General features: G+C 63.2%; 21 protein-coding genes. 15 read left to right on the plus strand and 6 right to left on the minus strand.

Annotated elements, in window-relative coordinates:
• Positions 1-45 precede the first annotated feature (45 nt).
• The 4 genes from N0B51_RS02235 to N0B51_RS02250 are packed head-to-tail and all read right to left on the minus strand — an operon-like array spanning position 46 to position 3,557.
• Positions 46-1,131, minus strand: a complete 1,086-nt coding sequence (locus tag N0B51_RS02235) for a DegT/DnrJ/EryC1/StrS family aminotransferase (protein WP_259960552.1) — start codon at positions 1,129-1,131, stop codon at positions 46-48.
• Positions 1,128-2,102: a dTDP-glucose 4,6-dehydratase gene (locus N0B51_RS02240; RefSeq protein WP_259960553.1), complete on the minus strand. Its 975-nt coding sequence runs from the start codon at positions 2,100-2,102 to the stop codon at positions 1,128-1,130. Before N0B51_RS02240 ends, N0B51_RS02235 begins: the two co-directional genes overlap by 4 nt.
• Positions 2,099-3,148 (minus strand): Gfo/Idh/MocA family protein, encoded by a 1,050-nt coding sequence (locus N0B51_RS02245; RefSeq protein WP_311201817.1) that lies wholly within the window; start codon positions 3,146-3,148, stop codon positions 2,099-2,101. Before N0B51_RS02245 ends, N0B51_RS02240 begins: the two co-directional genes overlap by 4 nt.
• The gene (locus N0B51_RS02250) at positions 3,048-3,557 is read right to left on the minus strand and encodes an acyltransferase (protein WP_259960555.1); all 510 of its coding nucleotides are present in this window, start codon (positions 3,555-3,557) and stop codon (positions 3,048-3,050) included. Before N0B51_RS02250 ends, N0B51_RS02245 begins: the two co-directional genes overlap by 101 nt.
• 422 nt (positions 3,558-3,979) lie before the next feature.
• On the opposite strand from N0B51_RS02250, the gene wecB reads away from it, so the two are divergent.
• The 9 genes from wecB to N0B51_RS02295 all read left to right on the plus strand — a co-directional run bounded on the left by wecB (position 3,980) and on the right by N0B51_RS02295 (position 16,137).
• A complete protein-coding gene (gene wecB / locus N0B51_RS02255; RefSeq protein ID WP_259960556.1) occupies positions 3,980-5,125 on the plus strand; it encodes a non-hydrolyzing UDP-N-acetylglucosamine 2-epimerase in 1,146 nt (381 codons plus the stop codon).
• A 213-nt stretch (positions 5,126-5,338) separates the two neighbouring features.
• The gene (locus N0B51_RS02260; RefSeq protein ID WP_259960801.1) at positions 5,339-5,845 is read left to right on the plus strand and encodes an acyltransferase; all 507 of its coding nucleotides are present in this window, start codon (positions 5,339-5,341) and stop codon (positions 5,843-5,845) included.
• Positions 5,846-5,847: 2 nt separating this feature from the next.
• On the plus strand, positions 5,848-7,098 hold the full coding sequence (locus N0B51_RS02265) for a hypothetical protein (RefSeq protein WP_259960557.1): 1,251 nt from the start codon (positions 5,848-5,850) through the stop codon (positions 7,096-7,098).
• A 430-nt stretch (positions 7,099-7,528) separates the two neighbouring features.
• On the plus strand, positions 7,529-8,368 hold the full coding sequence (locus N0B51_RS02270) for a class I SAM-dependent methyltransferase (protein ID WP_259960558.1): 840 nt from the start codon (positions 7,529-7,531) through the stop codon (positions 8,366-8,368).
• A 282-nt stretch (positions 8,369-8,650) separates the two neighbouring features.
• Positions 8,651-9,991 carry a nucleotide sugar dehydrogenase gene (locus N0B51_RS02275; protein ID WP_259960559.1) on the plus strand — a complete coding sequence of 447 codons (1,341 nt, stop codon included), beginning with the start codon at positions 8,651-8,653 and terminating at the stop codon, positions 9,989-9,991.
• A 20-nt stretch (positions 9,992-10,011) separates the two neighbouring features.
• A complete protein-coding gene (locus N0B51_RS02280; protein ID WP_259960560.1) occupies positions 10,012-12,129 on the plus strand; it encodes a bi-domain-containing oxidoreductase in 2,118 nt (705 codons plus the stop codon).
• Between the two features lie 175 nt (positions 12,130-12,304).
• A complete protein-coding gene (locus N0B51_RS02285) occupies positions 12,305-13,741 on the plus strand; it encodes a heparinase II/III family protein (protein WP_259960561.1) in 1,437 nt (478 codons plus the stop codon).
• Positions 13,741-14,979 (plus strand): glycosyltransferase family 4 protein, encoded by a 1,239-nt coding sequence (locus N0B51_RS02290; protein ID WP_259960562.1) that lies wholly within the window; start codon positions 13,741-13,743, stop codon positions 14,977-14,979. Before N0B51_RS02285 ends, N0B51_RS02290 begins: the two co-directional genes overlap by 1 nt.
• A gap of 144 nt (positions 14,980-15,123) precedes the next feature.
• On the plus strand, positions 15,124-16,137 hold the full coding sequence (locus tag N0B51_RS02295; protein WP_259960563.1) for an NAD-dependent epimerase/dehydratase family protein: 1,014 nt from the start codon (positions 15,124-15,126) through the stop codon (positions 16,135-16,137).
• 80 nt (positions 16,138-16,217) lie between these two features.
• Here N0B51_RS02295 and N0B51_RS02300 read toward each other — a convergent pair whose 3' ends face one another.
• Positions 16,218-16,415, minus strand: a complete 198-nt coding sequence (locus N0B51_RS02300; RefSeq protein ID WP_375545914.1) for a UDP-N-acetylglucosamine 2-epimerase — start codon at positions 16,413-16,415, stop codon at positions 16,218-16,220.
• Between the two features lie 379 nt (positions 16,416-16,794).
• On the opposite strand from N0B51_RS02300, the gene rfbA reads away from it, so the two are divergent.
• The 5 genes from rfbA to N0B51_RS02325 all read left to right on the plus strand — a co-directional run bounded on the left by rfbA (position 16,795) and on the right by N0B51_RS02325 (position 21,620).
• Positions 16,795-17,682 carry a glucose-1-phosphate thymidylyltransferase RfbA gene (gene rfbA / locus N0B51_RS02305; protein WP_259960564.1) on the plus strand — a complete coding sequence of 296 codons (888 nt, stop codon included), beginning with the start codon at positions 16,795-16,797 and terminating at the stop codon, positions 17,680-17,682.
• Positions 17,673-18,230: a dTDP-4-dehydrorhamnose 3,5-epimerase gene (gene rfbC, locus N0B51_RS02310; RefSeq protein ID WP_259960565.1), complete on the plus strand. Its 558-nt coding sequence runs from the start codon at positions 17,673-17,675 to the stop codon at positions 18,228-18,230. Before rfbA ends, rfbC begins: the two co-directional genes overlap by 10 nt.
• A gap of 9 nt (positions 18,231-18,239) precedes the next feature.
• Complete coding sequence (gene rfbB, locus N0B51_RS02315; protein ID WP_259960566.1) at positions 18,240-19,295, plus strand: dTDP-glucose 4,6-dehydratase; 1,056 nt, start codon at positions 18,240-18,242, stop codon at positions 19,293-19,295.
• 199 nt (positions 19,296-19,494) lie between these two features.
• Positions 19,495-20,820 (plus strand): lipopolysaccharide biosynthesis protein, encoded by a 1,326-nt coding sequence (locus N0B51_RS02320; RefSeq protein WP_259960567.1) that lies wholly within the window; start codon positions 19,495-19,497, stop codon positions 20,818-20,820.
• Positions 20,817-21,620 (plus strand): sulfotransferase family protein, encoded by an 804-nt coding sequence (locus tag N0B51_RS02325; RefSeq protein WP_259960568.1) that lies wholly within the window; start codon positions 20,817-20,819, stop codon positions 21,618-21,620. The genes N0B51_RS02320 and N0B51_RS02325 overlap by 4 nt, the downstream gene beginning before the upstream one ends.
• Here the strand turns inward: N0B51_RS02325 and N0B51_RS02330 are convergent.
• Entirely contained in the window at positions 21,611-22,777 is a 1,167-nt protein-coding gene (locus N0B51_RS02330; RefSeq protein WP_311201818.1) for a glycosyltransferase, read from the minus strand. The genes N0B51_RS02325 and N0B51_RS02330 overlap by 10 nt on opposite strands.
• On the opposite strand from N0B51_RS02330, the gene N0B51_RS02335 reads away from it, so the two are divergent.
• Complete coding sequence (locus N0B51_RS02335; protein WP_259960570.1) at positions 22,713-24,431, plus strand: hypothetical protein; 1,719 nt, start codon at positions 22,713-22,715, stop codon at positions 24,429-24,431. The two genes, N0B51_RS02330 and N0B51_RS02335, sit on opposite strands and share 65 nt — an antisense overlap.
• Positions 24,432-24,435: the final 4 nt, after the last annotated feature.

The raw sequence follows: 24,435 nt of genomic DNA on the forward strand, positions 1-24,435 counted from the left end.
TCGCTGATGCCCCTGTTGGTCAGTTCAGCGCGGCGGGCCACTCGGTTAGCCGGCAATCCGGGTCACGGCGGAAAGCACCCGCTCTACATCCATACCGCCGTAGCACGGGAAGGTGATGGTTTCCTGTTGAAGCCGCTGGGCCACCGGCTGCACGTCGTTGTGGCGCCGGCGGTAGAAAGAGGTGCCGCTAAGGCAGTACGTGCCGATAGTGGTCTCGATCCCCTCGTCTCGAAGGGCCGCAATCAGCGCATCGCGTTGAAAGCGAGGCGGCACTCGAAAAACAAGCGATTGGACGTTCGAGACCGCGTCATCGCCGAACTCCTGTGGTCGAAACCCGAGCGAACCGATTTCCTCTACGAATGCGTCGCGGATCGCTTGCCTCTCGGCGATGATCTCGTCGAGCTTCCTGAGTTGCGCGCGGCCCAGGATTGCTTGCGCTTCAGAAAGGCGGAAATTATATCCGTAATCGGTGAAGTCGAGCCCGTATCCCAGCGCGCCCGAGGCGCCATGGCCAAGCTTTACGTCGAACCATTCGACCCAATCCGGATTGTCGAACGTGACGGCGCCGCCTTCGCCCGTGTTGAGCAGTTTCCGCGGGTGAAAGCTGAAGCAGGTAAGATCGGCGATCGCGCCGCAGCGAACCCCATGTTCGCTGCTGCCGATCGCGCACGCGGCGTCCTCGATCAGAGGCAGTCCTCGCGCGCGGCAGATTTCCCGTATCGCATGGATCCCCGTGGGGTTGCCGAACGCGTCGACGAACATCACCGCCTTGGTGGCGGGCGTGAGCGCTCGCTCAAGCGCTTCGGGCGTCATGTTGTAGTGATCCGGCGACACGTCGGCGAAGACCGGCTTTGCGCCCACATCAACGATCACGTTGGCGGAGGCCGGGAAGGAAAAGTCGGAGACCACCACCTCGTCTCCGGGGCCGATCCCGAGGGAGCGCAGGCAAACCCATAACGCAGTCGTCGCCGACGTGACGGTATAGACGTGCCGCGCGCCGGTATATTCTCCGATTTCGCTGCGCAGCGCCTCCACGTTCTTGCCGCGCGTGAACACGCCGCTTTCGAACATGGCCCGCAGCTCGGGCTCGACTTCCTCGAAGGAGATGGAAGGACGGATGAGGTGGATCATTGGCCCGCGCCTTCCCAACGCGACCGATACCAGTCAAGGGTCGTGGCGAGTCCTTCAGGGAACGGCGTTAATTGGAAATCGATCAGGCGCCGGACCTTCTCGTTGCTCGCGTTGTGACACATCACGTCTGCAGCACGGGCATCGCGGCCGATCATCTGCCCCTGAAAGCCAAGATACCTGCTTATCTGTCCGATGAGGTCCTCGATCGCTATCTGGTTGTCGGTCGAGATATTCACGTTGTCCCCTGCCGGCATGCGCTCGAACAGTTTGACGACTGCATCGACCGTATCCGCGACATAGATAAAGTCCCGGCTCTGCCGGCCGGTACCATGCACCTCTGGAGCGCCACCCTGATGGATACGCCAGGCGGTGATCGGAATAACGCCTGCGAGCATGCCGCGGTGATTTTGGCGCGGCCCGTAATTGTTGAAGGGCCGCACGATGATCGAATCGAGATCGAACATGCGAGCATAGCTCTCCACCGCCAAGTCGGCCGCTGCCTTTCCGGCAGCATACGTCGTAGTGGGATTGCGCGGATGGTTCTCGTCCATCGGCTCGTACACCGCCGTGCCGTAAACTTCGCTCGTCGAAAAGTGGCAGAGTGTCTTGAAGGCGCCACGTCGCTGCAATTCCAGCAGATTCAGCACGCCTGTCACGTTGGTCGAGAACGCGTTTGACGGATTGAGGAACGAGTAGTTCAGGGCCTTGGTGGCGCAGTTGAACACGCTGTCGATCGAGTGCCTCTCAAAAACATAATCGAGCGCACTCGAGATCTCTATGTCGTCGCGATAGAATGCAAGCTTCCCGCTGGCGGTGGCTTGATCCAGATTGGCCTCGTCGCCGACGAACAGGCTGTCGATCACGACGACCTGTTCTGCGCCTTCCTGGATCAGCCTGTCGACAAGATGACTGCCGATGAAGCCGGCGCCACCGGTGACGAGAATTGTCTGCCCCGCGAGCTTCCTGTTCATTCGCCGTCTCTCAGCACGTCGGCGGCAATCGCGTCGGCGATCACCAGACTCTCCACGCCGTCCCGAATGTTTGGAACGACCGAGGTCGCCTCGCCGCGCGCCAGCTGAATGAATGCCTGAAGCTCGCTGAGCAAGGCTTCTTGCAGACCGATTGTTACCGCTTCCTGTTGGGATGCGATGGAGTAGGAGCCGCCCGATTGCTGGAGGACCGATTGCCGATGGATCACGATTTCCTTCCGCAGCAAATCGCATTCGACGAAACGATCTTCGCAGGTAGCCTGCACCAGGCGCATCTTCTTTTCGGTGATGCGACTGGCTTGTAGCCGTGAAAACCGGCCGTTCGCGTGTCGCAGCTGGGCCGAGGCGAATTCGATCAACTCGCCGCGGCGTACCCCGTGCGCAGAAACCGCTTCCACGGGCCCATTGAGGTAAAGAGCCAAGTCGATGTCGTGGATCATCAGGTCCATGATCACGTCAACGTCGGTGATCCGCGCGCTCAGCTTGTTCGTGCGCGTAAAGTCGATGCTGATCACCCGTTCCGCGTTTTGCAGAACGCGGTGCAACGCCGCTATCGCGGGATTGAAGCGCTCGATGAAACCAACTTGAAGCAAAACGCCAGATTCGCTGACGATTCGCTCCACCCGCCGCGCCGCTTCCACCGAGTGCGCCAATGGCTTTTCGACAAAAAGCGCGCGTACTCTTCCCACGAAACGCTCCACATAGCTCGCGTGAGTGGACGTCGGCGTGCAGATGATCAACGCGTCGACCTCCTCCAGGGAGGGCTCGATGTCATCGACGGCCCGCACGCCATGTTCTGCGGCTACCGTTCGGGCATGGCTGCCGTCGCTGTCGTATACGAACGAGATGTTCGCCCCGCGAAGCATGGAAAGGACGCGCAAATGATTGCGTCCCATCTGCCCCAAGCCAAGCAGGCCTATCCGAACCTCAGGACCTTCCATTAAGCTTCTCAATCTGATTGCCGTCCCTGTCGATGCGTGCGTAGGGTCGGGCGGGATTGCCCATAACGAGCGTGAAGGGCGGCACATCCTTCGTGACGACGCTCCCGGCGGCCACCATTGCGAACTCGCCGATCGTTATGCCGCATACGATGGTGGCATTGGCGCCGATGCTCGCGCCATTGTCGATGCGCGTGGGCGTGACCACCCAGTCGGTGTTGAACGCTCGCGGCACGCGATCGTTGGTAAAGGTTGCGTAGGGACCGATGAAGACGTCGTCCCCAAGTACGACACCGTTGTAGAGGGAGGCGCCGTTCTGGACCTTGCAGCGGCTGCCGATGTGAACCCCATGGTCCACATAGACGTCCTTGGACAGAATGCAGTCGGGCCCGACTTGCGCATTCTCCCGTACCTGGACGTTTATCCAGATCCGCGAACCCGATCCGATCGTCGCCCGCGGATCGACGGATGCACTGGCATGAATGAAGATGTCGCTCACGACGACGGGCCTGCCGTGTCCAAGGTCGGTAGCCGCCTTACGGGCACCTTATCGAAGTTCTTCATAAAGCTCTTAAGTCCCATTCGTGACAGCTGCCCCCGGCTGCCGGCGGAGGTGCGTCGCAGGATCGCCGCGACGGGGCAGCGTTAATGTCAGGAACCTTTCGGAAATCAAGCTGGAACCAACCTGCCGCCGCTTTCCGGTGCCCGCCCGCCGGACCGCGTACAATCTCTTCGCATTAATCGGACTGCCCCGATCCGCTCAGCGAGCGCGACCCAATGCAAGGCGCAGACAGGGCGTAACGCACAACTCGTTGCACCGGGCTTTTTTGCATCCTCGGGTCCCCTATCTGGGTGACTCAGGGGTTTGGCGACTGTAGTGGCGGGCATGATGGCATCCCCCCTTCTTCGTCCGGAACAGCCGTGCTGATCGATATCATCGCTGGTGCGCGACCCAATTTCGTCAAGATCGCGCCGATCATCGCGGCGATCCAAGCCCGCGCGAATGCGGGTGAGGACATTCGGTTTCGCCTGATCCACACCGGCCAGCATTACGATCCCCGGCTGTCCGGGATGTTCTTCGATCAGCTCGCGATCCCGCAGCCCGACCACAATCTCGAGGTCGGCTCCGGTACGCAGGCCGAACAGACCGGCGCGATCATGCAGCGGTACGAAGCAGTGCTGATGGATTATCGCCCCGACCTCTGCCTCGTCGTCGGCGATGTCACCAGCACGATGGCCTGCGCGATAACAGCGCAGAAAATGCATGTGGCCGTCGGTCACGTCGAGGGTGGGATCCGTTCAGGCGATTGGACGATGCCGGAAGAGATCAATCGCCTGGCGACCGATGCCGTTACGGACTGGTTCTTCACCACCTCCAAGACCGCCGGTGAAGCCCTGCGCCAGTCGGGAGTACCCGAGGCGGCGATCCATTTCGTCGGCAACACGATGATCGATACCCTGCTCACCAATCGGTCGAGGTTCAAGCGGCCGGAATGCTGGGACGCGCTCGACCTTACCGACGGAAACTTCATCGTTGTGACCATGCATCGTCCGGCCAACGTCGACCAAGCCGACGAGCTGGCGGAGTTCGTCCGAATCATCGCCGATCATGCGCGAGGACTTCCGGTGGTGTTCCCGGTCCATCCACGAACCGCGAAGACGCTGGAAAAACTTGGCGAGCTTCCTGGCAACCTTCATTGCATCGAGCCCCTCTCCTACCTCGAATTCAACTTTCTCGTCGAACGCGCACGCATCGTGATCACCGACAGCGGGGGGATCACCGAGGAAGCAACGGTTCTGGGAGTGCCCTGCATGACACTGCGCGACACCACGGAGCGCCCGGAAACGGTCACGATGGGCACCAACGAACTCGTCGGGACCGATCCGGCCGTGGTCCCCGCGTGGCTCGATCGATTGTTCAAGGGCGAATGGAAGCAGGGCAACGTGCCACCCCTGTGGGACGGCAAGGCGGCCGAGCGGATCGTCGACATCCTACTGGACCTGCCCGACCGCCGATCCATCGGGCGGCCGGGTTCTTCGCTTCGACCATCCGCGCCGCCGCGCTAATAGGGTTTGAAACCGCGGAGGGGCTGTCTAAGAGGCCGTGGCCTAACGTGAGAGCCGGAACACAGTGAAACCATTGGCGTTGGATCCGGTCGTTTGCGGTCGCTCTTGTGCGCGGCAAATCGAAGCCACCCAGACCCATGCCCGCGACGCCACAAGAACCGACGCGAATTTGTTCGGGGTGGAAGCCAGGCGGATTAACCAGTCGGGGTGAACATGCTCGAACTCCTAGCAGCTTTCTGGAAAGACAGGCGCGATCAGGTCGACGCGCAGTTCGCGCGTACTCTGCCTTTCGGCGACTATGTCGTCGATCGCTGGGATAAAGCCGCGAGACTGGGGTTCGGCAAAGGCACGTCAATCTACGACACCGCGCATGTATTCGGGGATGTCTCGGTAGGCCGGAACACGTGGATTGGGCCGTTTACAATTCTCGACGGCTCTGGCGGGCTCACCATCGGTGAAAATTGTGCGATTTCCGCCGGAGTCCAGATCTACACGCACGATACGGTCGAATGGGCAACCAGCGGCGGCAAGGCTGCCCCGGTGCGCGCCCCGACGCGAATAGGTGACAACTGCTACATCGGTCCGAACACGGTCGTCGCGAAGGGCGTGACTATCGGCGATGGAGCTGTTGTGGGAGCCAACTCTTTGGTACTCAATGACATTGCCGCGGGCGCTCGCGTGGGGGGCTCGCCGACTCGATCGTTGACCCGTAACGCATAACCGTGGACATGACCCGCGCCTGCCGGATAGCCCTCATCGGCAACATGAACAACAGCAACTTCGCGCTGTTGCGATACCTCCGCGATTTGGGGGCCGACGCATATCTGTTCCTTTATAACAACGAGCTGTGTCATTTTTTGCCTCAGTTGGACACGACGCGCTGGGAAAAATGGCGCTCCTACATACACCAATTACCTGTTTCCAATGGCGGACTAGATGGCATGTTCGGAAGCCTTGCGGGAGTGAACGAGGCGCTCAAAGGTTTCGACGCGTTCCTGGGCAACGGAATAGCACCCGTACTCTTTTGGCGCATGAAAAAGCGGCTCGATGTCTTCGTACCCTATGGGGAGGGTGTGGAACACATCGCGGAATTCGTACCGAACTGGAAACGTCCGGTCTCAGCAACCTTCCGGTGGACACGGAAGAAAATGATGGAACGGGCGCTACTAACCAGTGTGGGCGAAATCGTAACTGCAAATCAGAGCCCTAAGGCGACTGCGACCTACCGGCGTCTAGGCCTCGATACCGTGGCCATGCCGATCGTGGTCAAATACGACGACGAGGCGCTCGACGAAGCCGAACTCGGTGACCTGGCGCGGTCCGCGGTCGAACGGATGCGAAAAGCTTCTATTGCGGTCTTTTCGCAGACGCAGCACCGATGGCTGACGCAGCTCGGCGGAGCTTATCCGCCAGGGGGCAAAAAGAACGACTGGCTGGTCGAGGGATTCGCCCGATACGTGGGACTTTCCGGCGACGACAGCGCCGTATTGGTGCTGCTTGAGTACGGACCGGATGTTGACGCAACGAAGCGGCTTTGCGCACAATTGGGCATCGACGAGCAGGTCGTCTGGCTCCCGGCTATGAGACGCCTCGAACTCCTGGCCATCGCTCGTGCGGCCGACGTCGGAGCGGACGCGTTCATGAGCATGATCTGGGGAGGGACCGGGTGGGAATTGATCTCCCTCGGCAAACCAATACTGCACCAGGTAGGGCGCCCTCATGACTACAACTGGCCCGGCATGTCGTTGCCGGCCTACTTCGAGGTGGCCGGGCCTGATCAAATCGCCCAAATTCTTCTCTCGCACGACCGCGGATCGCTCGCGCGAATAGGGAGGGAGGTGGCCGAATGGCATCGGCAGCACCAAGGGATCGCGCTTGCACGGCGATATCTCAGCTTGCTCAATGGGGAAGAGCCAGAACACCGCATAGCACACGGCCACCGCCGTGTGGCTGATCGCGGCGCCGCCCCGTAGGTCATCGCCACGTCTCCGTTACTTTCTCGCTGGCTCACGGTCGAACGATTTGGCTGATGGGACTTTTCGCGCTTCACTTGGTTGTCCTGCCGGGGGAGCAGCGATCGTCCAAGGACAGGGCTCCGTCGTCGCCCGGTCATTTTTCCAGGTAATGGCGGATCAGCCCGGACGTTGATCGCATCACGGGACAACCTTAGGACAGGCACCATGCTAGTTGGGACCGCCCTTTGGGTCGCGTGTCTTAATGACACGCGGTGATTTTTGACGATAAGTGTTCGCGGTTGCATCGCCGCGCTGGCGCGAGGCGCGGTCCTCACGAGGGCCCGACCCAATCTAGAGTGCGCTCTTGCGCGAATAGGTCGCTTCTGCGCATCAGACCGTGAATTTTTTCCAGCTGCGCATTTCATCCGCAGCCAATTGGGATCGGCGCATGTCCGCAACAAAATTCGCAGAGGAACGCCTCTCCGGCGAGCGTTTCGGTTTCGGCGACAACTGGAAAGATTTCCTTGGCCTGCTCGACGAGGATCGGGTCACGCAAGCCGAGAAGTCGTTAGTCGCGATGCTCGGGACCGACAGCCTCGCCGGCAAGCGCATGATCGACATCGGTTCGGGCAGTGGGCTGTTCTCGCTCGCCGCGCGGCGTCTGGGCGCGGAAGTTCATTCGATCGATTTCGATCCCAGTTCGGTATGGTGCACCAGAAGTTTGCGCGACCGCTTCTTTCCCGATGATGCCCAATGGACTGTCGCGGAAGGCTCTGCCCTCGACAGCGATCACCTCCGCACCCTTGGCACCTTTGACGTGGTCTACAGCTGGGGCGTGCTTCATCACACCGGCGAGATGTGGACTGGCATCCAGAACGCGGCGTCGATGGTCCGGCCGAGCGGGCTGTTCTATCTGGCTATCTATAACGACCAAGGATGGAAATCGCATCTTTGGTGGCTCATCAAGAAGTTTTACAATTCGCTTCCGGGCCCACTCGCCACGGCGTTCGCCTGGACGGTGGGCCTTGCCGCGAATGCCTTCAACATTCTCAAGTACACCCTCAAGCTGAAGCCAATGATCGCGATTCGGCCGCTCATCGATTATCGCAAGCAACGGGGCATGAACTTCAGCCACGACCTGATCGACTGGATCGGGGGCTTTCCCTTCGAGTTCGCGACGTACGAAGCGCTGGTGCATTTCCTCGAGACCGCAGGCTTCGAGCACGTGCGGGGTACGCGGGCAACAAGCCTCGGCTGCCATGAGATCGTGTTCCGCAAGTCCGCCTAGGCAAGCTTCAGATGCGGAGCGGTCAGCCTCCCGCCCCTCGCTGCCGTGGCTTGTTCACAGCGCGGCGCGGCATCGCGCGAGGTCGTCATCGTCCGTCGCCGTGGGCGATCGTCATAGTCGTCAGCGGCGGCGATGAGGGCGCCTTCTTGAGAAAGACGACTGGCTCGAGCCGCCACTTGCACGGGGATCGCGATCTGATAGGGGCACAAACCCGCCCCGAGTAACGACAAATTGCCGGGTTTTGCCGCGCCGGAAGGGTTTGGATGCGTGGGACGACAGGGCTTGGGTTCGAAGACCGGCAAACGCCGACGCCCATTTGCAGAACAACAGGTAGGACTAATGGCGATTCGTGAGAAGATAGTCATCCTGGGGCTGGGCTACGTAGGCCTGCCCTTGGCGGTGGCGCTGGCCGGCAAGCACGAAGGCGTAGTCGGATTCGACGTGTCCAAGCAACGGGTGGATTCGTTGCGCTCCGGAACGGATTGGACCGGCGAGATCGACGACGGACAACTTCAGGCTTGCTCGCTCGAGATCACTGGCGACGAGGCCGCGCTGTCGAACGGCACGTTTTTCATCATTACTGTTCCGACGCCAATCGACTGCGAACGCCGACCGGATCTCGGCCCGATCCGTTCCGCTTGCCAACTTGTCGCGCCCCACCTTACCCGGAATGCGGTGGTGGTCTTTGAGTCAACCGTTTATCCGGGCGTGACCGAAGACGAGTGCGGGCCGCTGCTCGAGGCCGGTTCGGGCCTCAAGGCCGGCGAGGACTTCTTTCTAGGCTATTCGCCCGAACGCATAAACCCGGGCGACAAGGAGCATAGGCTCGAGACGATCACCAAGATCGTCGCTGCCGACACGCCGTCCGCGCTGGAGCGGGTAATCGATGTCTATGGTTCGATCATCGAGGCCGGCCTTTACGTGGCCCCCTCCATCAAGGTCGCCGAAGCCGCCAAAGTTATCGAGAATACCCAGCGCGACATCAACATCGCATTGATGAACGAGATCGCGCTCATATTCGATCGGATGGGCTTGCGCACCCGCGATGTGCTCGAAGCGGCCGGCACCAAGTGGAATTTTCTCAAGTTCTCGCCGGGGCTTGTCGGCGGGCATTGCATCGGGGTTGACCCCTATTACCTGACGAGCGCCGCCGAACGGCTCGGCTATCGCCCAGAGGTGATCCTCGCCGGACGAAGGATCAACGATTCGATGGGCGGCGAAATTGCGCGCAAGGGCGTAAAGCTGCTGCTGTCGCAAGGCCACGAGCTAAGCGGTGCCAGAGTCGGCATCTTCGGACTGACCTTCAAGGAAAACGTGCCCGACCTGCGTAATTCGAAGGTCCCCGACATAGTCGCCGAGTTTCGCGAGTTCGGGATCGACCCGCTCATCAACGATCCCTTTGCCGACGGCAGCGAAGCGCAGCACGAATACGGCCTGACCTTGAGCGACGAGGCCGAGTTGCGCGATCTCAACGTGCTGGTGCTGGCAGTGAACCATCGGCATTACCTTGATGACAGGAAAGGCTTGATAGGCCGTCTGAAGACCGGCGGCGTGCTTCTTGACGTGAAATCGGCGCTCGACCCCACTGATCTTCCGGCCGATATCCTCTACTGGAGCCTTTAGGCTCCGCGGGCGACAAACACATGAAGCAGGTTACCCAGAGCCTCAAGACCGGCAAGATCGACGTGCTCGACGTGCCAGCACCCCGCTGCGGCAAAGGCCAGGTACGCATCGCTACGACTTGCTCGCTGATCTCTGCAGGGACCGAGCGGATGATGCTCGACTTCGGCCGGGGGAATTGGATCCAGAAGGCGCGCCAGCAGCCCGACAAGGTTCGCATGGTGATCGAGAAGGCGAAGACCGACGGGCTCGCCGCGACGGTCGAGACCGTTCGCAACAAGCTCGATCAACCGCTCGCCCCCGGATACTGCAATGTCGGCGTGGTCGAGGCGGTGGGCAGCGAGGTAGTCGGGTTCGCCGTAGGCGACCGTGTGGCCAGCAACGGCAAGCACGCCGAACTCGTGTCGGTGCCGGTCAATCTTTGCGCGAAAATTCCCGACGCGGTCAGCGATGACGACGCGATATTCACCGTCGTCGGCGCGATTGCGCTTCAGGGCATTCGTCTCGCTGCGCCGACGCTGGGTGAGAGCGTGGCGGTAATCGGGCTCGGCCTGATCGGGCAGCTTGCTGTCCAGTTGCTGGCCGCCAACGGGTGCCGCGTCATCGGGTTCGATTTCGATCGCCGGCGCGTGGAACTGGCGCGCGAATTTGGCGCCGAAGCCGTGCAGATCGACGAAGGCGGTGACCCCGTATCCGCGGCAATGGCGTTCAGTCGCGGCGACGGGGTCGATGCGGTATTGATAACCGCCGCAACGCAGAGCGATGGACCAGTGACCGACGCCGCACGCATGAGCCGCAAGCGCGGCCGTATCGTTCTCGTCGGCGTTGCAGGGCTAAACCTTTCGCGGGCCGACTTCTTCGAGAAGGAGCTGAGTTTCCAGGTGTCCTGCTCGTACGGGCCGGGTCGCTACGATCCCGAGTACGAGGACAAGGGCCGCGACTATCCGCCGGGCTTCGTGCGTTGGACCGAGCAACGAAACTTTGTGGCAGTGCTCGACATGATGGCAGCGAATAAGATCGACTGCGCCCCCCTGCGTACGCACCGCTTCTTGATCGACGAAGCGGACAAGGCCTACGAGTTGATCGGCGGCACCGAGCCTTCGATGGGCGTCATTCTTGAATACCCTGCCCCGGTGGCAGATCGCATCGCGACCGAAATCCTGTCGCCTGCATCCCCGGCCCCTCCAATCAACCAGGCCGGGGCGGGCGTGCTAAATGTTATCGGGGCCGGCAACTACGCCAGTGCAGTGCTCGTGCCCGCTTTCGCGAAAGCCGGGGCAACGATGAACGCGATCGGTTCTGGCGGCGGCCTGTCCGCGCGGCAGCTTGCGGACAAGCACGGCTTCAGGATGGCAGGGACCGAGACCTTCGCGCTGATCGCCGATCCCGAAGCCGACAGCGTGGTGATCGCGACGCGCCATGACTCGCACGCCGACCTGGCGCTGCGCGCGCTGGAAGCCGGCAAGAACGTCTTCGTAGAAAAGCCGCTTGCGATGAGCCACGACGATCTCGACGCGATCGAGGCTTTCTATGCGGGCCGCGCCGAGGCACCGATCCTCACCGTGGGCTTTAACCGGCGGTTCGCTCCGCTCGTCGAGGCCATGCATAGCGAGCTGGCGCGCTTCCTGCAGCCCAAGGCCATGACGATGACGGTCAACGCGGGTGCCGTTCCGCCCGGGCATTGGACCCTCGACCCGGAAGTGGGTGGCGGGCGCATCCTTGGCGAGGCGTGCCACTTCCTCGACCTGTTGCGGCACCTTGCAGGAGCACCGATCGTCGAAGCTCGCGCGACCGGCATGGATGCCGCGCGTCCCGACACCGCCACCCTTACCCTGAAGTTCGCCGATGGTTCGATCGGCACGGTCCATTACTTCGCGAACGGCAACAAGGGCTTGCCGAAGGAGCGCCTCGAGGTGTTCGTCGGGGGCGGTGTCCTTCAGCTGGATAACTTCAGGAAGCTCAGGGGCTTCGGGATGCCCAGGGCAGCCAACAGGTCTTCGTTGCGGCAGGACAAGGGCCAGGCGGCCTGTGCCGCACGTTTCATTTCGGCGGTGCGAGGTGAAGACGGATGGCCAATTCCACTCGACGAGTTGATCGAGGTTTCGCGCACGACCATCAACCTGGCCGCGCAGCTGCGCTAGGCGCGCCGTGCAGCCTCTCGCGCGATATTTCCATACGATCCGGTATCTTCGGGCGGAGCAGGTTCTCGGCCAGGTACAGCGCCGCTTATCGAAGCCGGCCTTTTCGCCGGTAGAGCCACTTCCGGTTCGGCAAAAGACAGGCTCTCTCGTGCCCGGGCCCGCTCTGCCTGCGGTGATGAACGGCCCCGATTCGTTCGAATTCGTCGGCGAAACGGGAACGCTGGCGAACGGGTGGAACGATCAGAACAAGAGCGCTCTTTGGGTGTACAACCTGCACTATTTCGACGACCTGCGTCGCGCGGGTTCGTTGGACCGCAGGCCCTGGCACAGCGCTCTGATCGCACGGTGGATCCGCGAGAATCCGCCGGTCGAAGGGGCTGGCTGGGCACCATACCCGACATCGCTTCGCATGGTAAACTGGATCATGTGGGACATGGCCGGAAGCGAGCTTGGCGACGAGGCGCGCCGCAGTCTAGCCAACCAAGCGGGTTGGCTGGCTCGCAACCTCGAGACCCATATCCTTGGCAATCACCTGTTCTCCAACCTGAAGGCGCTTGTGTTCGCAGGTTCCTATTTCTCGGGCGAAACAGCGGATCGGTGGCTGGCGCTCGGGCTCGAACGGCTGGGCAGGGAAGTGCGCGAGCAGGTTCTGTCCGACGGCGGGAATTTCGAACTCAGTCCGATGTATCACGCGATCTTCCTGGCCGACCTGCTCGACCTGGTCGCACTGGACCGGGTGTTCCCCGGACGCCTGCCTCGTTCGCTGGTCGAGGATATTTCCCGGACCGCCGGACGAATGCTTGGCTGGTTGGCTGTAATGACCCATCCCGACGGCGATCCGCCGCATTTCAACGATTGCGCCATCGGCATCGCTTCGGGGCTGGCCGAGCTTAAAGCTTACGCCGTTCGTCTCGGTATCGCGCAGCTCACGGTTGGGGAGCGGATCGAAGGCCGTGGGGCGACGGCGATTCATCTCGCCGAAAGTGGCTACGTGCGGCTCGAAGGGTCAGGAGCGGTCGCGTTCTGCGATGTGGCGCAGATCGGCCCGAGTTACCTGCCCGGCCACGGTCATGCCGACACCCTTTCTTACGAGCTGTCGGTCGGTCGACGGCGGATCGTCGTCAATGGGGGCACGTCTTGCTATGGAACCGGTCCCATCAGGCTGCACGAGCGCGGGACATCGGCGCACAGCACCGTCGTTGCCGAAGTCAACAGCTCGGAAGTTTGGGGCGGTTTCCGGGTCGCCCGCCGGGCGCGCCCAATGGATGTCAAGTTGACCCGAACCGCCGATGGGTTGAGCCTTTCGGCCGCTCACGATGGATACCGCAGGTTGCCACGCAAGCCGGTCCACCACCGCACATGGACCATGCGCGCGAACGAGCTCGAGATTCGCGACTTGATGTTCCCCGAAATACCGGCCGTAGCGCGTAACATCCTTTATCCGGATGTCTCGAAGGAGCTGCCTGAAGGCATTCTCTATGACGTCCCGACGGGAAGTGAGGGCCGCGAACCGGCCTTTTATGCGCAGCGTTTTGGGGTGCGGCTTGCGACCAGCGCGATCGACGTCCGGTTGACGAAAGGAGAGGCCGTGATCCAGTGGCGGTGGAACTGATGCGTATTCTTTTCTTCACCGACAACTTTCCCCCGGAGACCAATGCTCCGGCCAGCAGGACCTACGAGCACGCGGTGCGCTGGGTACGTGCGGGACACCAGGTGCAGGTCATAACCTGCGCACCAAACTTTCCGACCGGCAAGGTCTTCCCCGGATATCGCAACCGGTTCCTTCAGCGCGAGACGATAGACGGCATCGAAGTGACCCGCGTGTGGACTTTCATGAGTTCGAACAGCGGGTTTACGTTGCGGCTGATCGACTATTTCAGCTTCATGTTCATGGCCGCGCTGATCGCCCCTTTTCAGCGTCGACCCGATATCGTGATCGGAACTTCGCCGCAGTTTTTCACCCTGCCTGCCGCATGGTTCGCGGCGAAGGTCAAACGCGTGCCGTGGATTCTCGAGTTGCGCGACTTATGGCCGGAATCGGTCAAAACCGTGGGCGCGATGAACGATTCACTGCTGATCCGCCTCGCCGAACGGCTCGAGATTTTCCTCTACCGCGGTGCCGATCGGATCGTGACCGTCACCCATGCCTTCAAGCGCGTACTCCAGGAACGCGGTATCGATGGGGGCAAGATTTCGGTGGTCACCAACGGTGTCGACCTGTCTCGCTATGCACCCCGTCCGCGCGATGGCGAATTGGTCCGCAAGCTCGCCTTGGAGGGGAAAACGGTCGGCGGCTACGTCGGCACGCATGGCATGGCCCACGGTCTGTGTACCCTGCTCGATGCGGCGGAGATCGCTCAATCGGATCCCGCCCTGTCCGATCTGGTGCTCCTGTTCGTCGGCGACGGCGCGCACCGGAGGGAGCTGGAGGCATCGGCCGCGAAGCGCGGGATATCCAACGTCCGCTTCGTGGGTGCAGTGAGCAAGCAAGACATCGCGAGATACTGGTCGCTGCTCGATTTTTCGATCGTGCACCTAAAGGATGATCCGCTGTTCACAACCGTGATCCCATCGAAGATATTCGAGTGCATGGGTATGGGCATTCCCATGCTGATGGGGGTGAAGGGCGAGGCGCTGGAGATCATCGAGCAAACGGGCAGCGGGATGGCCTTCGCACCCGAAGATGCTGCCGACCTGGTCGCACGGATGAGCGCGCTGGTGTCCGATCCTGCCCTTCGCGATACCCTGGCTCGCCAGTCACGCGGCGCCGCACCGGATTTCGACCGCAACGCGTTGGCCTCGAGGCTGCTCGAGGTGATCGAGGAGGCGGTCCAGGCGGGCGACAGGTGAGCGCCTTTTGGCCGTAAAGGTGGGCGGCTGCCGGCGTGACAGCGACGCGCTCCTTCTTCAATCCGCATCGCCGCGCCGTTGCCAACGGCAAGTCGCCAACCTAGAGCCGGCCGCCACGTTCGGCCCTCCCGTCAGGATTTCCAGATGCGTACCATCTTCGTCACCGGCAGCGCGGGCTTCATCGGCTTCCACCTGTCGCAACATCTCCTCGACGAGGGATTCCGGGTCGTCGGTTTCGACGGGATGACCGACTACTACGACGTCCGCATCAAGGAGCGGCGGCACCAGATGCTACTGCAGAACCAGCACTTTTCGGCCCACATCGGGATGCTCGAGGACTTCGAGGGCCTGCACGCGCTAATGCTGACCGAAGAGCCGGACGTGATTGTCCACCTCGCGGCGCAGGCAGGGGTCCGCTACAGCCTCGAGAACCCGCGCGCCTACATCGACGCGAACATCGTCGGCACCTTCAACGTCATGGAGTGCGCGCGCGAGCTGGTGGTCGACCACCTGCTGATGGCAAGCACCAGCAGCGTGTACGGCGCCAACGAGGACATGCCGTTCGACGAACTGGAACGGGTCGAGACGCAGATGACGCTCTACGCCGCGACCAAGAAGGCGAACGAGTCGATGGCGCACAGCTATGCCCACCTGTGGGGCATTCCGACGACGATGTTCCGCTTCTTCACCGTCTACGGGCCGTGGGGCCGCCCGGACATGGCGCTGTTCAAGTTCACCAGGGGAATCCTGAACGGCGAGCCGATCGACATCTACAACAACGGCGAGATGTACCGCGACTTCACCTACGTAACCGACCTTGTGCGCGCGATCCGGCTGCTGATCGATGCCCCGCCGGTACCGCCCGAGACCGCCGAAGAGATCGAGCCGGGCGACAGCCTCAGCCCCGTTGCCCCCTTCCGCGTGGTGAACATCGGCAACAGCGAGAAGATCCGCCTGCTCGACTTCATCGAGGCAATCGAGGCCGAATGCGGACGCGAGGCGGTGCGCAACTACCTGCCGATGCAGAAGGGCGACGTGCCCGCGACCTGGGCCAATGCCGACCTGCTCAAGCGGCTGACCGGCTACAAGCCAGAGACCGGATACCGCGAGGGCGTGCGGCGCTTCGTGGCCTGGTATCGCGACTATTACAGGGTGTGACACTCCGCCAGCAGTTCGGCGGTGCGGTCGGCATCGATGCCGACCAATTTCGCGCTGCCACCCTCGTCCCCCTCAGGCCGCTACTCGTCGAATACGCTGCTGATCCCGGTCAGCAGGATCGCCGTCAAAGCAGCGAGCGTCTGCTCGGGCCGCATCAACTCGAGGTCGTGATCGAGTCTCACCCTGCCAATCTTCAGCACCTGGTCGAGCATCCCACGGTGCTGCCCGGACACGCAGATGCGCCCGTCGAAGCGCGGATCGGCGTCGAGCGCGTGCACCAGCGGGAACAGCTTGATCGTCTCGGGAAGCGTCCCGGCCAGGAGAAGAATCTTAATAAGCCGCGCATTTCGCGCCGTCTAGAAGTCTTATGTAATGGGAATCTAGTGAGGGGTGAGATCTCTGCACTCGACTTCAGAAGAGCACTGGATTGACGGCGAATCCCTGCCAAGGTCACTGCAAGGCAATAACCTCCGGATTGCGTCATGAAGGGTGAAGAACCGGTCGCGGGCACGTTGCCTGGCCGAAAAATGACTGCAATAGCAGCAACGGACCAGTCATCTCGACAAAGTGATTAGGGTAACACTCGATGAGCGAGTTCGACATGCGATTCAAGACTCGACGAGGTCCAATGAGACGCCGCAATCCGAAGACCGCCGCATGAACCGCAAGGGCATCATTCTGGCCGGAGGTTCGGGCACCCGCCTCTATCCGCTGACTAAAGCGGTCTCGAAGCAATTGATGCCGGTCTACGACAAGCCGATGATCCACTATCCGCTCTCGGTGCTGATAATGAGCGGCATCCGCGAGGTCATGGTCATCACCACTCCGCATGACCGACCTGACTTCGAAACGCTGCTTGGCGATGGCAGCGAACTGGGGATGAAGATATCCTACGGCGTCCAGCCTGAGCCTGGCGGCCTCGCGCAAGCCTATCATATCGGAGCGGAGTTCGTTGGGACCAACCCATCGACGCTCGTGCTGGGCGACAACCTCTTTTACGGGCACGGTCTGACCGATCTTCTTGCCCGTGCGGCAGCGCGCAGCGAGGGCGCAACGGTGTTCGGCTACCACGTCGAGGATCCCACCGCGTACGGCGTCGTCTCATTTGACGCTGACGGCCGAGCCGAGACAATCGAGGAAAAGCCCGCTCAGCCCAGATCGAACTACGCGGTGACCGGGCTCTACTTCTACGACGGCCGCGCGGTCGAGCTTGCCGCCAACCTCACCCCGTCAGCGCGCGGCGAATTCGAAATAACCGATCTCAACCGCCATTATCTCGAGGCAGGGGCACTCCGGGTAGAGATGATGGGGCGCGGCTACGCCTGGCTCGACACTGGGACACATGCCTCGCTGATTGATGCCGCCAACTACGTACGCATCACCGAGGAACGGCAGGGGCTGAAAATCTGCTGTGTCGAGGAACTCGCCTGGCGCATGGGATTCATCGACGACGAGGCGCTTGCCGCCCTGGCCGAACCGCTTCGCAAATCGGGTTATGGTGAATACTTGGTCAAGCTGCTCGACCGGAGCGATAAGTGGAAGTGATCCCCACACCATTGGCCGGAGCAGCGGTGATCGAACCGCGAGTGTTCGGCGACGAGCGTGGTTTCTTCTTCGAGAGCTGGAATGCCTCCGCGTTCGAAGCAGCGGGCCTGCCGCCCTCGTTTGTGCAGGACAATCACTCGCGCTCGCAAAAGGGCGTCTTGCGGGGAATGCATTTCCAGCAGCCCGAGGCGCAGGGCAAGCTCGTGCGAGTGGTCGCGGGAGCAGTATGGGACGCGATTGTCGATCTGCGCCGCTCTTCGCCGACATTCGGCCAGTGGTACGGGCTCGAACTCACGGCGAAGAACAAGCGAATGCTGTGGGTCCCTCAAGGGTTCGCGCACGGTTTCCTTGCGCTCGCGGACGGAACCGAGTTCCTTTACAAGTGCACCACCCCCTACGCGCCTGAACACGAGCACTGCCTCGCGTGGAACGATCCTGCCGTCGGCATCGACTGGCCGCTCGACCGGCTAGACGACATCGCACCCCAGTTGTCGGCCAAGGACCAAGCGGGCTTGTCGCTGTCGGATGTCCCCACCTTCGATATCTAGGGAGGCCATGTGGCCCATCTTCTCGTAACCGGCGGCGCCGGCTTCATCGGAGCCAATTTCGTCCGCTACTGGCGTGCCGCGCATCCAGACGACACCGTCGATGTGCTCGACCTTCTTACATACGCCGGGAACCCCGCGAACCTCGATGGGCTCGACGGGGTGGATCTCGTCGTCGGCGACATTCGGAACACCGCATTGGTGGAGGACTTGCTCGAGAGTCGCTCGATTGACACGCTTGTCCACTTCGCTGCCGAGAGCCATGTCGATCGTTCGATCAGCGGGCCCGATGCGTTCATCGATACCAACGTGGTGGGCACCCACAGCCTGCTCAAGGCTGCGCGCAAAGTGTGGCTCGATGCAGGTGGTGGCCGCCCGCATAGGTTCCACCATGTCTCCACAGACGAGGTCTATGGCTCCCTGGGGCCGGACGATCCGGCGTTCAGCGAGACTACCCCCTACGCCCCCAACTCACCCTATTCGGCGTCGAAGGCGGCATCCGATCATCTCGTGCGGGCCTATCACCATACCTATGGGTTGGCGGTGACGACGAGCAACTGCTCCAACAACTACGGCCCCTACCAGTTTCCCGAGAAGTTGATCCCGCTGTTCCTAATCAATTGCCTGCATGGCCGGCCGCTGCCAATCTATGGCGACGGGATGAACGTGCGGGACTGGTTGCACGTCGAAGATCACTGCCGCGGGATCGAGCGCGTCCTGGAAGCGGGAAGGATCGGAGAAACCTACAATATCGGCGGCGGGCAGGAATTGCCGAACATGGCCGTGATCGACCGTATCTGCGCCACAGTCGATGTCGCATTCGCAACCAACCCCGACCTTGCCTCGCGCTTTCCCGATGCCCCTGCGGCGCACGGCGAGCCAACCGCTTCGCTGAAAGCTTTCGTCACCGATCGCGCCGGCCACGACCGCCGTTACGCGATCGATGAAACGAAAGCGCGCGACGAACTCGGCTACGGCCCCGAACGCTCGTTTGAGGACGGGCTTGCGCAAACGCTCGACTGGTACCTTGCGAACGAGGACTGGTGGCGACCACTCCTCGCGCGATAATCTGCGGGTGCCCCGACACCATTTCGAAGAGCGATCTGAAAATCGCACATTACCCGAGCGGTCGGCGTATCGCCTGAGAACCGCCATACGGCAAAGTTTAACCGTAAGCTGGTAGCTACGCGCTTCGGATACGGCCGAAGGTCGCCCCGGAGGAAGTCGCCATAATGGATCTGGTCGTTTGTCGGTAGCGAAATCGCAATTGGGAACGCTCGTTCGGCAGCTGAACGCCCCGTTCGCGCGCGCGACGGGCGCGAGCATCGCGATCCAGCTCGGGGCGGTCGGCCTGGCCTTTGGCCAGGCGCTCCTCGCCGCGCGCCTCCTGGGAGCCGCGGGATATGGCAGCGTCGCCTGGGCGATGTCGGTCGTCTCGGTGATCGCGACGGTCTGCCTGCTGGGTTTCGGACCGCTTGCCGTGCGCGAGATCGCTGCGCGCCGGGCCGCCGGCGATACCGCGGGGCTTTCCTCGTTCGTCGCGGTTTCGGTGGCGGTCGTCGGCTTGCTCTCGATTGCCGCGGCGGCGGGATTCGTTTGGTTTGCCGGGCGGGCGAGCTGGATCGCCGGGGACTACCGCGAAGTCCTCGCCCTGTGCGGGCTGCTGATCCCGCCGCTGGCGATCATCGCCCTGCTGCGCGGCGTCGCTCAAGGGTTCGGCCGCGCGTTGCTCGCGCAGGTCCCCGGGGACCTGGTGCGTCCAGGCATCCTGATCGCGGCGATGACCGCCGCATTCGTCACCGGAACAGCCTTCGGGCCGGTGCCCTTCATCCGGACCGCCATTGCCGGCACGTGGATCGCCGCCCTGCTTCTCGGATACCTGTTATGGCGCGACGAGCTCTCGGCGCTGCCCGCGCCTGAAAGGGGTGCGCGGGCGCGTTCGCATCTGGTCGCCGCGCTGCCCTTCCTCGGCCTCGGCCTTACCGGACTGCTCGAGGCCGAGGCGAGTACGCTGATGCTTGGCTGGCTCGCCGGGCCGTTCGAAACCGGGATCTTCCAGCCGGTCGTGCGCATCGCGCCGCTGATCATGCTGCCGGTCCAGGCCGCGCTGATGCAGTTCGCGCCGCTCGTCGCCGGGCACTGGCAACGCGGCGAGATCGGACAGATCCACGCGCTGACCGTGAAGTTCACCATCCTCACCGTCCTAGTGACCGCCGGCGTGGCGCTGGCCATCGCGCTGGCGGGCCCACTGCTTCTCGGGGTGTTCGGCAGCGACTTTGCGCAGGGCGCCCATCTTCTGTGGTTCATCGCAGCCGCGCAGGTGTTCAACGCTGCCTGCGGACCGGTCGGGACCCTGCTGATCATGAGCGACCGCAGCGGATGGACCCTTGCCGGCCAGCTGCTCGGCCTCGCGGTCAACGTCGCGGTCGGCCTCGCGCTGATCCCCGCCTTCGGCGCGCTCGGGGCTGCACTCGGCATGGCGGGCGGGATAGCCGCGTGGAACCTCGCGCTGGTCGTCGCGGTGCGGCGGCGGTTCGGGTTCGATCCCACGCTTCTCGGCGCTGTGGCGGCGCTCGGACGGAGATCGCCATGAGCGCGCTGATGATCCTCGGGATGCACCGCTCGTTCACCTCGCTGACCGCGCATTGGCTGATGAAGTGCGGCCTCGACATCGGTGCGGACCTCCTGCCAGGTTCGCAAGGCAACGACGACGGCCACTTCGAGGACCTGCAGTTCCTGGCGCTCCACGAGGAGATCCTGCGCGAGAACGGACTGCCCGAAGACGGCCTGCGGTTCGTCCACGATCGCGCATTCCTGTTCGACCGGTTCGCGGCGATCACGGTGAGCCCGCGCGCGCGCCGGCAGGCTATCGCTCTGGCAGCGACCCGCCCGCCCCAGTTCGGCTGGAAGGACCCGCGCACCTGCCTGTTCCTGCCGCTCTGGCGCGAGGTGTTGCGTCAAGCGACAAGCCTCGTGGTGGTCCGGCACTTCGACGAGGTCGTCCGCTCGCTCGACCGGCGCGACCGGGCGCTCGTGAAGCAGAACGCGAACCTGCGGGATCGCTTCCGCTCGTGGCGCGATGGCCGGTATCGCAGCCATGACGCCTTTCTCGGAGCCTGGGTTCACTATAACCGCTGCCTGCTGGATCATATCCGGCTGGGCGAAACCTTCGTGGTGACCGATCTCGTCGGGCAGGCAGATGCGGCGATCCGGTGGCTGAGGGGGCGCGGGTTCGCGCTCGACCCGGTGCCAATCACTACCGTAGCCCGGCCGACCCCCCCGCCCGACCCCGACCGGCTGTCCTACCGATACGACGGGAAGCTCCTGGCCGAAGCGCGCGCACTGTTCGGCGACCTGGCGGCCGTCGCCGGTGCAACGAGCGCTCAGGAATAGATCTTGTAAGCCTTGAACAGGACCCTCGGGTGCCATTCCCCGAGCACCGCGACATCGACATTGCGCGCGGCGCGGCGGAAATCCTGCAATGACCCGGCAAGTGGCCGCAGCTCGCGCAGGACAGCCTTGCGCACGAGGGTCCTGTCCTTCCTCCCGCCCGAAGCCACCCAGCAGCGGCTGACGGCGTGCAGCCGGCCGAAGGCCTCGCGCACGTCGGACCGCACCACATCGGAGTGGGCCAGCAGGTCGATCGCCGCGATCAGTCGCTCGCGCGAACGGTTGATCCGTTCGAGCCACATGGCGAAGTGGCGCGGCCTGAGCAGGAACGGGTTTATCCGCATCGCGATCGTGTCGTTGTGCGAATTCGCCGCGTGCAGCCGGTGGTGGACCACCGCCTCGTGATCGTAGACCACCCCGCGCGAGAATTCCGCAAGCAGACCGATCAGCCAGTCGAACGGTTCGTCCGAATCGAACACGCCCTCGGGCATGACTTCGCGCACCGCGATCATCGCGTGGCCGGATATCTGCGGGCGGAAGACCGTAAGCAGCCGGTCGTCGGGCCGCCGGCTCGAGCGCAGGACCCGCAAGAGGTCGCGGCCGAAAGGCCTGCCCTCGCTGTCGATCAGGTCCGAGCGGCCGAACGCGAGCGCGGCGTCGCCGATCGCGGCGACCAGCCGCGCAAGCTTGTCGGGCGCCCAGACGTCGTCCTGGTCGGAGATCGCGATCCATTTGCCCCGGGCCAGCCGCAGGAGTTCGACGAGGCGGGCCTTCTGCCGCTTGTTGCCTTCCGACGGCACCAGCGTGATGCGCGCGTCCCGCTCGGCATAATCGCGCAGGATCGCGACCGTATCGTCGGACGAACCGTCGTCGATGGCGAGCAGTTCCCAGTCGCCGAACGTCTGCGCGACGATCGAATCCAGCTGGGCACGCAGGTACAGCGCACCGTTGTAGGTCGGCATCAGGATGGATATTGCGGGCGGCATGCGGTCGAGGGTCCCCGGGCTTGCGCCCACCTGTAGACGGACAACCGGGTCGCGGTCATCAGGCGGCGGCGCGCTATTCCGATCTGGATGAGGCGCGGCGCGCGGGGGGATGAGGAACGTGCACCTTTCGGCCGAGCGAAGTCTCCTGCTGAAGATCGCGCTCGCGCTGGGCATATTCGGCGGCGCGCTCCTGGTCGCACGGCACCCAGGCCTGTCGGCCCACTATTTCCGCACCCAGGGGTCCCCGGTCATCGCATTGCTCTGCCTGGCGTTGGTCGCCCTGGCGCTGCGGCCCGTGCGATATCGGTTCGACCCTGCGCCGCCGACCGCCCTGCACGCGGGCGCGATCGCGCTCGTAATCGGGTTGGCGACCTGGCTGGGCACGCGCTGGCTTATGTTCGACTACCAGGTCGCCCGCGATACGCAGATGGCGGTGTTCGACGCGCAAATCTTCGAAAGCGGCAAGCTGGCGCAGCCGCTCGACCCGTTCTGGCGCCCCTTCGCGCGCGCGCTCATCCCCGATTTCCTGCTCGATATCCCCGGCAACGCGCTGCTGGTGTCCACCTACCTGCCCGGCAACGCCCTGCTGCGCACGCTGTTCGCCCGGATCGCCGAACCCCAGTTGACCAACCCGGTTCTCCTCGTCGTCGCGGTCGTCGCGCTGTGGGACATCGCACGCCGCACGTTCGGCCCCAGCGCCGGGGCCGCCTGGGTCGCGCTCGCCACGCTCGTGCTGTCGGCCCAGGTCCTGGTCGCGGCGATGACGCCCTACGCGATGACCGCGCACCTGGCGTTCGACGTGGTGTGGCTGTGGCTGTTCCTGCGGAACCGCCCCTGGGCGCACGCGCTCGCGATGGCGGTCGGGCTCTACGCGATGGGACTGCACCAGGTCGTGTTCCACCCCCTGTTCGCGGGGCCGTTCATCCTGACGCTGCTTGCCGGGCGCCGGTGGGCGCTCTTCGGCGCCTATGCGCTCGTCTACGGCGCAGGGGTGCTGTTCTGGTTCGCCTATCCCTCGCTCATCGCGTCGATGGTCGACGTCGTCCCCCAGACGGGATCGGCCGCCGGGGTCGCGCCGTTCGTCGAGGGCCGCATCCTCCCGCTTTTCACGGATCGGGCAGCCGGCGGGCTTGGCTACATGGCCTACAACCTGTTGCGGCTGAGCGCGTGGATGCCGCTGTTCATGGTCCCCTTCGTCGCGCTTGCCTGGCCTGACGTGCGGCAGAACCGCGGCATCGCCCTGCCGCTGTTCGCCGGCTTCGCGCTGACTCTGGCGGCAATGTTCGTGCTGCTGCCGTACCAGGGTCACGGCTGGGGCTATCGCTACGTCCACGGCCTGATCGGCAACCTGGCCCTGCTGTCGGGTTACGGGTTCGCCCGTTGGCAGGAAAAGGACGCGGGCGAGGCGGCCGGCTTCCTTGTGGTCACGGCGGCGCTGACCGCGCTGGTTTCCCTGCCCTGGCTCGCATGGTCGGCGCACGCGTTCGTCGCCCCGCACGAGCGCGTCTACCGCGCGCTCGCCAGACAGGAGGCGCACTTTGTGATCGTCGATACCGATTCCAACCGGGCGCTGATCGACCAGGTGCGCAATCGCGCCGACCTCACCAACCGGCCGATCCTGCTGTCGAGCAAGGCTCTTTCCGAAGACCAGGTGTCCACGCTGTGCCGGCTGGGCAGCGTGCGGTTTGCCGATGCGCCGGCACTGGCCCGTCTCGGCATCACGGTTCCCGCCGATGTCCAGGGCGACGGTCGCGAACGGCGCAGCCCGCGCTTCGCCGCGCTGGTCGAATACGCCCGCCGCACGGGCTGCAGCAGGACACTCGACTAGCGGG

The organism is Tsuneonella litorea, from assembly GCF_025154015.1.
In the GTDB taxonomy this organism is placed as follows: domain Bacteria; phylum Pseudomonadota; class Alphaproteobacteria; order Sphingomonadales; family Sphingomonadaceae; genus Tsuneonella; species Tsuneonella litorea.